The 1,360-nt window shown below is 49.3% G+C and carries 1 protein-coding gene; it reads right to left on the reverse strand.

The window, feature by feature from the left end; all coding sequences use genetic code 11:
• The coding region (locus tag HT737_RS28950; protein WP_182404540.1) for a hemagglutinin repeat-containing protein at window positions 1-1,360 on the reverse strand (1,360 nt) is incomplete at both ends.

Below are 1,360 nucleotides of genomic sequence, written 5' to 3' on the forward strand. Positions count from 1 at the left end.
AGGCTGCCCCCCATTATTGCCGTTTTAGCGAGAGCATCCGCAACAGCTTTGGTGGCGACTGACTCGACCCCAGGTATATCGAATTGAAGCTCGGTCGGGACATATCCGAATTTCGCAGCAATTCCGGCGGTTACACCAGCAAGCACATATCCTTTCAGGCTTTCCGAGGAGAAAACCTCATGGAACGCAGCGCCAACATTTCCTTTGTTGTTAATTGTGCTTACGGCTGCAGTACTTGCCATCGAAGTCAGGACCGCCGATGCAATGATATTACCCAGCCCGGCAGCAGTCGTTGCAGTTGCTGCTGCCATCGTGCTCCCCATTGCGGTGGCTGATGTTGCACCCAGAGATCCACTTACAGAAGCCACTGCGGTACTTGCAGCGCCAGCTGTGATGACGCTGACAATGATAATTACAGCCAGCATTGCCGCTGGCCCCATTCCTGAATTGCTGTATTTAAAGGAGTCGTGGGTTTCTTTTACCAAGCGCCAATCGACATCGCCGCGCTTTTCCGCATCTTTGAGCCAAGCCAAACCTGGATCAGCCTTGACCATCGCGTCAATCGTTTGGCTGACGGTATTCTGATTGACATCCTTTATATCGATATCCAATCCGTTAACAGCATCAATAACCAAACCTCCGCTTGCCAAGAGCTCCGTTTGGCGCAGAGTCTCATCAGTCGTTCCCCTGCCTTTGGAGGAGCTCCAAGCCATACTATTTCGACTTTTTTCATGGCTCTCTTGGTGGAGGTCTTTCACGCCTTCAAACGTAATTTTTCCACCACTGACCAAATTCAAGCTTTCACCACTTTCCAGCTTGGCTGCCTGATAGCGCTGATCACCTCCACTCAAAAGCGTGAGCTTTCCTCCCGTAGAAATTTCCGTACCGATATTAAGTATGCTGGTTACTTCATCTCTCTTGGTTTGGCTACTACCGAAGCTTCCTTTCTTCTTCTTGTCGTACAGCGAATAGTCGCTATCTTGAGCAGCCAAAACCTCCAAATTTCCGCCTGCAACCAAATAAGCTTCGTCACCCGCAGCAATACGACTGGACACCAACGTCATGTCTTCACCCGCATTCATGGTTATGCTGCCACCAGCATTAATAATGGATGCAACCTGACTGACATGATCCTCCTGTCGAGTTACCTTTTTGGTTTTGGAGTACGAATGACTCTCGTCAGCCGCGGAGGATATGAGCATATTGTCAGTAGCGGTTATGGATAAATCACGCTTCGCGGTTATATCACTAGCAATTACCGCAATATCCCGACCACTTTTCAGCGTCAGATCCCGTCCAACATCAATTGTTGCTCCGAGCTGGGTGATGGTTTCATTAGTATTGCGGTATTTGATATCTG

Origin of the sequence: Pseudomonas sp. MD195_PC81_125 (genome assembly GCF_014060985.1) — a bacterium.
Classification (GTDB): domain Bacteria; phylum Pseudomonadota; class Gammaproteobacteria; order Pseudomonadales; family Pseudomonadaceae; genus Aquipseudomonas; species Aquipseudomonas parakoreensis.